Genomic DNA, 8,317 nt, shown 5'->3' on the forward strand with positions numbered 1-8,317 from the left:
CATGGACACGATTGAAGAGTCTGGTCACCGCCACTGTAAGATATCTTCAACTATTTGATATAAATATAAATTTGACAAATATCGACAGGTAGCGATTTATCCGTCAAATTCAGTTAAACTTCGTCACATGTTTCAGTGAGTTATGGGATGGTTAGTAGAATGACCAGCGAAGAAGCACTTTTAAAATCAGGTTTTAGTAAACGAGATCTTCAAAAGCTAAAAAACAATATCGAGAATTACGGTGGTTCGTTTGATAGCGTAACTCATGATCTGGCCAATCGTTTTAAGGCAATGAAGTGGATAACTATTATTGCCTTTATCATACTGGCTTTAACTCTTTTACTTGCATCCAGGGATACAAGTCTGACACTTGCGCTCACGTTATTGATTGTACTACCTTTTATCTGGTATATAACGCCAGCAAAACTTGGCTACAAATCCTGGCGTTACCGTAAAATGCTGACTAATTCTGAGACGGGTCGCTGACGGACAACAGATCAAAAATAATCTTAGCTTTCACGCCGTAACCTGCTATTTTCATTGTAAGCTGCGGGCGGCTCAATGTGCTCACCTTTCGGTAATAGTCTGTGGGTAGATAACGAAACAGTCGCCAGGTACCAGGTCGCCGTAACAAGCCAAAAATGGTATACGCATTAGCGGCCAGTGAGATTGATTTGTAGACACCTAAACCATTCTCACGACTAAAGCCCATAAACTCAGCTGTAGACATCGCCGCATTCGCGACCAGCCCTTCACTGGTAGTGTTGTTCGTTGCGTAGCGAGCCACTTCTTTACTGATGCTGTTTGCCCCGTCAGTAACCAGAATCGCACCAGCAAGAACTCCGAGAGGGGTCATTGTGCCAATCAGTGTAAATCCTGCGGCTATTTCAGCACCGGCCAGGACAACACTAACTGCCGAGATAACATACCCAACAATTTTGTTATTCTCTCGGATGAACTCGACTTTCGCGTAAAGCTTCGCTGCCTTCGTTCGTAATAAACGAGCTTGTTCCAGGAGGTTATAGTTTTCTTCTCGAAGTATTTTAACGCAGTCCATGCATTCTTTATCTGATTTAGCCTGACGAGCTAGCGTAAACTGTTGTTCTATGAGGTCCCGAATTTCCTGAATGAACTTCATTCGAGTCAGACCATCGCTGAGATGAAAAGCCGACAGAGTGTTGGCTGTATTTACCAGTTTCCTGGCTTCCATATTCACCATCGTTTCCGCCCAGGCTTTATTTCTTCCACCTGATTGCATCATGTTAAGCAATGCTGCATCCATTGTAATTCCTCTCAATTGCTTTACCGGCGTCTGTTTAGACTGATAAACGGCTCCCTCTGACTGCCATGCGTGCCAACGCATGCACAATATAGTAGCAATGTGGTTACGGGGTCTGAAGCAGAAGTCGCTTTTTGCAGCTACACACCTCGGCCTGCTAGACGGCTTTCACCGGGCATCACCGAAAGTATCAGGCCAGATTTTTGCTCAATGGCATCAATGAGAAGCCCGTTCTCGCTTGAGTGGCCGCTGTAGTAGGGAAAGGGCAACACCAGCGGAAAGCCAGCCGTTTTTGTCGGGAATTTCACCATCAATCAGGCCGGATGTGCAGCACGACTGGACGTTTTCGGAGGCCCTGGGCAATCCGGCATGTGTCCACTGTATAGTAGGTGCCGTTTCGGTCTTTGGTAGGCTTTATCATAATGCCCATTTTGTACCACCGGGAAGCGGGGCCGGAGGAAAGATAAGAGGGGTAACTACTGATAAACCAACAAGTTGTTGACTCAGAAAGCAAAAACCCGCCACGAGGGCGGGTTCTTTAAATAGTGGTGCCGGACTCGGAATCGATGTTGATAAACAATATATTGATATTTAAATAATATTTTTAATGTGGTTGTTTTTGTACCCTCATTTATACCCTCATTCCTGAATGATAGTAAAAAGGGGATCGTATTCAGGAACGGGATGGCAAAGCTGAGGGATAATACCTCGCGAGAATCTCATTCATTTTATCAACCAGATCTGGCCTTTTAAAGATAACGTGGCCGCTGACTTTCTGGAAATACTTTATCCTGAACAGCTCATCTTCGCAGTCGGCTGATTGTTGATGCTGGCTGATATGAACGCTCAGACAGCGGGTCATGAGCTTCATATTCTTTCCTCCTTTATACCGGGTTTTGTGTAAACCGTTTTTAATCCGGTTGCGAGTCTTGCCCGTAAAACGTCCAGCGTGGTTAAAAACGGCGACTGTTCCAGCCATGCGAATCCATGCCTGTCCGTGCGCACCAGGTCATGGCGCTCAGCCAGGAAATTCACGGCATCCACCAGCGTGATACCGGCGTCGATATGTTCGCGGATGACACGGTCATCACAGAACGGCGTATCATTCAGGGTGAGCCCGTAATGTTTATTCAGCAGATAAGTCAGTAAGGTCTGCCATACCTGTACGGGCGACAGGCACGGGGACACCGTGGCCGGTGCAGTGATGTTTTTCATACGTAATCCTCGTGGAATGAATGTCAAAAGGGCCAGCGTGTCGGGTCAGCCGTACAGCATCCGGGCAACCACAAACGTGCTGTTACTGGCTTCGAACCAGGTCCAGATATCCAGGACCGGCGTACCGGCAGGGAAATGAATAAATGCGTCACGGATAACCAGGGTGCCTTCTTCCTCAGTGACGGCGATGCTCTCCAGTTCCCGCCATAAGCCATTCAGGCGTTCAATGGGAACAGGCATGTCTGCCTCCCTTATGCTGGCTGTGGCGCCGGATAAACAGAAACGTAAACATAACCACAGCTTCCCCGCGTGTCGGCCTCGCAAATCAGGCCGTCCTTTTCCCGTCTGAGAGTGTGTGCCTTATGCGGGTCCAGTTCGCCGGAACGCAGCGCGGCTTCTATCTGTCGGATAAATACCGGAAAGTTGTGGTCCAGTGCACGTAACTGCAGGGAGGAGAACGTGCCGTAAAGCCCGGCCCTGTCTCCCAGGTAATGCAGGCGGTTTCCCTCCTGGACCAGGCGGGCACCAAAGCAGGGCGTGATGTTGTGGCGCAGTCCCCATGGCGGGGATGTGGGTGTGGTCATGAGTTATTACTCCGTAAATGGATAACGTTTATGGTCAGGGCCTTCACATCAGGCCCTGCTCTGCAAAGGACAGAATGTCGCCGCGACCGGCGATGAGGTGGTCCAGCACGCGGACATCAACCAGCCCGAGGGCCTGTATCAGTCGTTGCGTGATGGTTCTGTCGGCATGGCTCGGGTCGGTGCAGCCGGAAGGATGGTTATGGGCCAGGATGACAGCAGCGGCATTGTGACGCAGTGCCCCTTTGACGATTTCACGGGCGTGAACCTCCGTCTGGTTAATCGTGCCGAAAAAGACCGTTTCGCTTTCCAGCAGGCGGTGCTGGTTGTCGAGGTAAAACACCATAAAGACCTCGCGCTCCAGCCCGGCCATCTGCAGGCACAGCATGTCCCGGACGGCATGGCTGGAGATCAGCGACTGACCGGGCGTTCTGAGATGCCGGTCGAGTAAGCGTAAGGCGAGTTTCACGATGCGCAGGGACGCCGGGGGCATCCCCGGCGGGGCTGTCAGTAATAATTCAGACATGGCGGGGTTCTCAGTCAGTGAGGGTCAGGATACCCCGGGATTCCGGGTGGCAAAGTGCGTAATCGCGAAGGCGGTAGTAATGCTCCGCCATGTCACCCCGGGCGGTGACAAAGGACAGGTGGCTGTATGTCATCAGGCAGGCGGCAATGCCTGCCGCCTCGGCGCCCAGCGTGGCGCGGTTACCGTTTGGCTTACAGTACAGGTCATACGTCTCCTGGCTGTCCGGCGCCATAAACACACCGCCGTTGCTTAGGGTGTAAAAATGCCAGTAGTCGCCGCTGTATTCACGACACAGACGGCTGAACCAGCTCAGGATAGTCAGCTCCGGCGACAGCCACGGCGGGACGGTCCCGAAGTGCCGCTGCCAGAAATCCTGGCGTTCATTTTCAGGGACAACAGAGACGTAAAGTGCAGACAATTCGCGGCAGGCGGTATCCGCCGGAAGGGGATGTCCGGTCTGGTTCATGGTGTTTCTCCGTAATATTTTAAAAATCAGCAGGTCAGACAGATACAGGGCGGGATGACAGGGATGAGGGACAGTGAAGCGCGGTGGCTATGAACACAGTGACAGCATGTTTTCCGCCATCACCCACAGGGCACGGTTGAGCTTCACATCGCTGTCGATACCTTTCACGGCCCGGGTGTGCATGCGTTTACCCTGCGTGTTTTTCCCGTACAGTCCGCCTTTCATCAGGTTTTCCTGTATGCGCTGATACGTGGTCCACAGGTCATGGCTTTCATCCTGCCAGCGGCGTGGCGACAGGATTTGCGCTTCGCTCACCGGCTGATGCTCCTCCCCGAACCGGTACGTGATGGCGGCTTTCGCCAGGGCCTGCTGTGCGGGTGGCGGCAACAGCAGTGACTGCATCGCATCCCGCTTCTCCTCCACCCGGTCAAATATCCCCAGCACTTCATAAGCCCCTTCAATGACTTTCCCGACGACATCCCCCTTATGGGGCACGCGGACCTCGCCAAAGGACTCACCACAAATCAGCCCGTTCTGGCACACCGCGCGGAACAGTCCCGGCAGCATCTGATAGCTGCTGGAGCCGTCATGGCTGTTGAGCAGAATGATTTCCGGCACCTGTTTCCCGGTAATCTGGCCTTCACGGCGCAGGCGCAGCATGTGTTTTGTGTGTTCGCGTTTGCTCTGGTCGCGCACACGGGTCTGGCAGGCGAAGAACGGCTGAAAGCCTTCCCGCTGCAGGCTGTCGAGCAGGGTGATGGTGGGAATGCAGGTATAGCGTTCACTGCGGGATGCATGTTTTTCTTCACTGAACACACTCGGCACATAGTGCGCGAGTTCATCACGGGTTAACGGGCGGTCACGGCGAACAAGGTTCACCGCACCAAAGCGGCTGGCTAATTTCATTGAGACTCCGGATAAAATGATATAAATGAAAAGGCCATGTTCCCTTGCGGGAACATGGCCTGTCGGTGTGGTGACGCAGGAAAGGTTCGTGGTGTTTTTGCTTTCCGGGATACGGGAATTAATCCTGAGTTTTTATCTCAGCTTTCTTCATGATTAAAGGTCAGCGAGCAGGCGTGGCAGATATATTCATCGAATACCTCCTTATCCAGGCTTTCACCAGCGACAGCACCGAGGGCTGCGCCGCTTCCCATACCGACTAAAAAACCAATAACACCTCCGGCCAGAGTACCAACACCCGGAATAAGCGAGCCGGCAGCGGCACCGAGCGCAGCACTCTCAGCACCACCGGTTATACCGGCCATGCCACCGGCAATGGCACCAACACTTCCTCCCATTTTTCGGCCAAGATTTCTTTTCTGCGTGCTGGATGAACCACAGTGGGGACACATCATTTTTAGTTCCTTACGTTGAGTGAATAAAAAAGCCCTCCCGGTTTTCCGGAAAGGCGGGGGTGTTAAATAACGGTACAACAGGCAGAAACCGGAGCAAAAATACAAAGGTACTGCTCAGTAGATAGGGTCGTAAAACTGGCCGTCTGTGCGATTCTGAAATGCCATGGGCCAGCAGATATACGGAAGTGTTAATTCAACGCGGGTATGATTGACGATATCCTCGTAGGTACAGATTTTTTGTCCCTGTTGAGCCGGGGCGCCTCTCTGGCTGACCAGTTTAAATGTGGCAAAGTCACTGAAACTGGCCTGACCGGTCAGTGGCAGGCACAACAGGCCAGTGGTCAGCAGTATTCATGAAATGCGCTTCCGGTAGAAAGCGGAATGTTGCATGGTTACTTTACTCCTTATTTATTGACAGAGTCGGTGGTGAATGGAGGGGATAGGTATGTCCAATGATGACATTTATTCCAGTGAACTGAATGTATTCTATTGCGGATGTATAAATTGTTCACGGAGCATCAGAACAGGCCGGAGTACAGGCGAATAGCTCCTGTTGATGAGGAATACCAGGGGGTTCAGATGCGTAATATATATTTTAAAAATATTTAAAATGTTAATTTTTTAGGTTCTTGATGTTGCCAAAAAATAAATACCAGTATCTCACTGTGAGTGTTTATCCTGAACGGGAAAGGGAATGTATGGAGGGTGAATAGCGCCTCTGTACGGTGATTGTTTTATGACAGAGGTTGAGGGCCGTGTTCCGGAAACCACATTCCATGATAGGCGTTCATGGGCATGTAAGCTTTTTTGCGTAGGATTTTCAATCGGATATATTGTCTTTGTGAAGAATTATAAAAAGAGGAATACAGCGGTACTCCTCAGTCGTTCGTCGGGGTAATATACATCGGAGAATTAGTTAAATTCTGCCGCACGTCTTTCATATTCGCTGGCAATCAGACGATTCATAAAGTCATCACGTTTCATACCGGAAATTGCGATCATGTCATTCAGCTTTTTGTCATTTTCAAGAGACAGTAAAAACTTCTTATTGATATTGCCTTTGCCTGCTTTCTCACGATGCTTATGCGAAGATAGTGCACTTTTCATTTTTCGCAAAAACAACTCTTTTTTCTCCGGTGTATCAAGGATGCAGTCATAAAAACCGGTAAGGCATATTTTTCTGTCGTCATCACTAATGGGTGAAAAATATCGGTTGATATTGCCATGCAGTTTTACTGTATAATTCCAGAGATAATTTATTGTTTCAGAATTTTCCTTGCTAAAGGGATCCTCTGTATTCCCCTTTCTTTGCCAGTCATCCTTGTAGTCATCAAGGAGTTCTCTTTTCTTATTACCACCAAGGCCTTTTACATCAAAGTATTCGACAAGAGCTTCAAATCTCCCGCGATGGTCCGGGAATGCATGATCACGCCACCCTCGATAAGCAGAACTCTCACGCCATAACCACAGGCAAATCCTTTTGTCATGCCTGAACCAGTTGAATTCCTCAAGGGGTAATATCTCATCCTTGCATAAGGCTTCCATTTCATCAACGAAGTCGTTTATATATTTCACATCTCTTCTTCTGAAATAAGAGTCAAGCTCATTATTAATCCATTTATTTGTCTCCCACACGTTTCCGGAATTATTTTCCCAGTCAAAATTCGTGCTAACTCTTATTCGTGAGCGCTCCCGGTTCTCCATATAACGGACATAAAACCGGCATTTTCTGATGTCTTTTTCTGAAACGTAATCATAACAATTCATTTACAACCACCCATTAAAAGATAAATCACACCGTGATTTTATCATCATCTTGCGTGATTTCATCGTTGTTTTATCACGAAGTTATCGAAATTTTACCGAAAATTTAGCGTGACAGATTTGAATGGCGAAACAGTACATCACTGTAGAGGTCAGTTCCCCGTGAGGGGGTTTTTGATTTAAATATTACGATATCACCCACCATGCAGTTCTGCAGGAATATGACGCTCACCGTTCTCTCAGATACCTGATGGTGTCAGAAGAACAATAAAATCTCATTCCGGGATACCCTGACCCAACGTCCGGGGAAGTTATGAAGAAATAAGGTTATTACTGTTATTCTGCTATATACCCATTCTGTTATAACTATTTACCCGCACAAACACATCCATCTGGCTTCATGATATTAAGCAGTTTAAAACTTACGGTCTCCTCACATGTTCATGAAACGACATGATGAGGAATAACCAATGAGAACAAACTGCATCACCAATTCTAACTATTCGACTTATCCTGAACTGGAAGGTCAATTACATGACCATGTTGATAGCCTTTTCAGCAGATATTCAAAGCTTATTCTGCTGAGAATTGATTTCGCCTATCTTAAAGAATCGGCTGCATTCACTCACCAGGATATTCATGGTCTGTGTGCCGATATGGTTCAGCTGGAACACCGGTTAACCGGTATGAACGGTATTGCCGGTTATAATTGGGTGGCAGAATATGGAGCGGACCATCGCTACCATGCTCACTGTGCAATATTTATCAATGCGCAGTTACGTAATAAAGCCTGGCCGGTATTTCAGGAGATAGAGACACGATGGAAAAGCATCACTGACAATGAGGGATACGCTCACCGGTGTACTCCACAGTCCCATTATAAATTCAGAAGTGAAGAGATGACTGAATACAATGACGATATGGGTATCAATGCCATGAAATACATTCTCAGCTATCTGGCAAAGACAGCGCAGAAACCTGATGGCATCCATTGCCGGTTCAGCGCAATACCCGCGAGGAGCCGGAGCGGGAGACCAAGAAAGCGGTCTGAAAGTGATTAATTACGGCAGGCTGATATCTGATGAGCAATACCAGTGAGAATAATGACTTTCTGCGTACGGCTCTCCC

Annotated in this window: 12 protein-coding genes; 2 read left to right on the forward strand and 10 right to left on the reverse strand. The window is 48.7% G+C overall.

Annotated features, from left to right (window positions below; genetic code table 11):
* The first annotated feature begins 159 nt into the window (after positions 1 to 159).
* Entirely contained in the window at positions 160 to 486 is a 327-nt protein-coding gene (locus ACVCAM_RS13430) for a hypothetical protein (RefSeq protein ID WP_039265473.1), read from the forward strand.
* Here ACVCAM_RS13430 and ACVCAM_RS13435 read toward each other — a convergent pair.
* From ACVCAM_RS13435 to ACVCAM_RS13480, 10 genes are all read right to left on the reverse strand, one after another.
* Positions 464 to 1,282 carry a DUF4225 domain-containing protein gene (locus ACVCAM_RS13435; protein ID WP_023326053.1) on the reverse strand — a complete coding sequence of 273 codons (819 nt, stop codon included), beginning with the start codon at positions 1,280 to 1,282 and terminating at the stop codon, positions 464 to 466. The two genes, ACVCAM_RS13430 and ACVCAM_RS13435, sit on opposite strands and share 23 nt — an antisense overlap.
* Positions 1,283 to 1,952: 670 nt before the next feature.
* Positions 1,953 to 2,150, reverse strand: a complete 198-nt coding sequence (locus ACVCAM_RS13440) for a DUF4942 domain-containing protein (protein ID WP_044597296.1) — start codon at positions 2,148 to 2,150, stop codon at positions 1,953 to 1,955.
* Positions 2,147 to 2,494 (reverse strand): TA system toxin CbtA family protein, encoded by a 348-nt coding sequence (locus ACVCAM_RS13445; protein ID WP_312655446.1) that lies wholly within the window; start codon positions 2,492 to 2,494, stop codon positions 2,147 to 2,149. The genes ACVCAM_RS13440 and ACVCAM_RS13445 overlap by 4 nt, the downstream gene beginning before the upstream one ends.
* Positions 2,495 to 2,539: 45 nt before the next feature.
* On the reverse strand, positions 2,540 to 2,734 hold the full coding sequence (locus ACVCAM_RS13450; protein WP_312655445.1) for a hypothetical protein: 195 nt from the start codon (positions 2,732 to 2,734) through the stop codon (positions 2,540 to 2,542).
* An 11-nt stretch (positions 2,735 to 2,745) separates the two neighbouring features.
* Positions 2,746 to 3,078 (reverse strand): type IV toxin-antitoxin system YeeU family antitoxin, encoded by a 333-nt coding sequence (locus ACVCAM_RS13455; RefSeq protein WP_312655444.1) that lies wholly within the window; start codon positions 3,076 to 3,078, stop codon positions 2,746 to 2,748.
* A gap of 43 nt (positions 3,079 to 3,121) precedes the next feature.
* Positions 3,122 to 3,601, reverse strand: coding sequence for a RadC family protein (gene radC, locus ACVCAM_RS13460; protein WP_312655443.1), 480 nt, complete (start codon positions 3,599 to 3,601; stop codon positions 3,122 to 3,124).
* Positions 3,602 to 3,611: 10 nt separating this feature from the next.
* Positions 3,612 to 4,067, reverse strand: a complete 456-nt coding sequence (locus ACVCAM_RS13465; protein ID WP_312655442.1) for an antirestriction protein — start codon at positions 4,065 to 4,067, stop codon at positions 3,612 to 3,614.
* A gap of 87 nt (positions 4,068 to 4,154) precedes the next feature.
* Positions 4,155 to 4,973: a DUF932 domain-containing protein gene (locus ACVCAM_RS13470; RefSeq protein WP_312655441.1), complete on the reverse strand. Its 819-nt coding sequence runs from the start codon at positions 4,971 to 4,973 to the stop codon at positions 4,155 to 4,157.
* 137 nt (positions 4,974 to 5,110) lie between these two features.
* The gene (locus ACVCAM_RS13475) at positions 5,111 to 5,425 is read right to left on the reverse strand and encodes a hypothetical protein (protein WP_312655440.1); all 315 of its coding nucleotides are present in this window, start codon (positions 5,423 to 5,425) and stop codon (positions 5,111 to 5,113) included.
* 912 nt (positions 5,426 to 6,337) lie between these two features.
* Complete coding sequence (locus ACVCAM_RS13480; protein WP_447093609.1) at positions 6,338 to 7,192, reverse strand: hypothetical protein; 855 nt, start codon at positions 7,190 to 7,192, stop codon at positions 6,338 to 6,340.
* Between the two features lie 467 nt (positions 7,193 to 7,659).
* Between ACVCAM_RS13480 and ACVCAM_RS13485 the strand changes: the two genes are divergently transcribed.
* A complete protein-coding gene (locus ACVCAM_RS13485) occupies positions 7,660 to 8,250 on the forward strand; it encodes a hypothetical protein (protein WP_447093610.1) in 591 nt (196 codons plus the stop codon).
* Positions 8,251 to 8,317: the final 67 nt, after the last annotated feature.

The sequence above is a fragment of the Enterobacter sp. CFEC122 genome, from assembly GCF_052983755.1.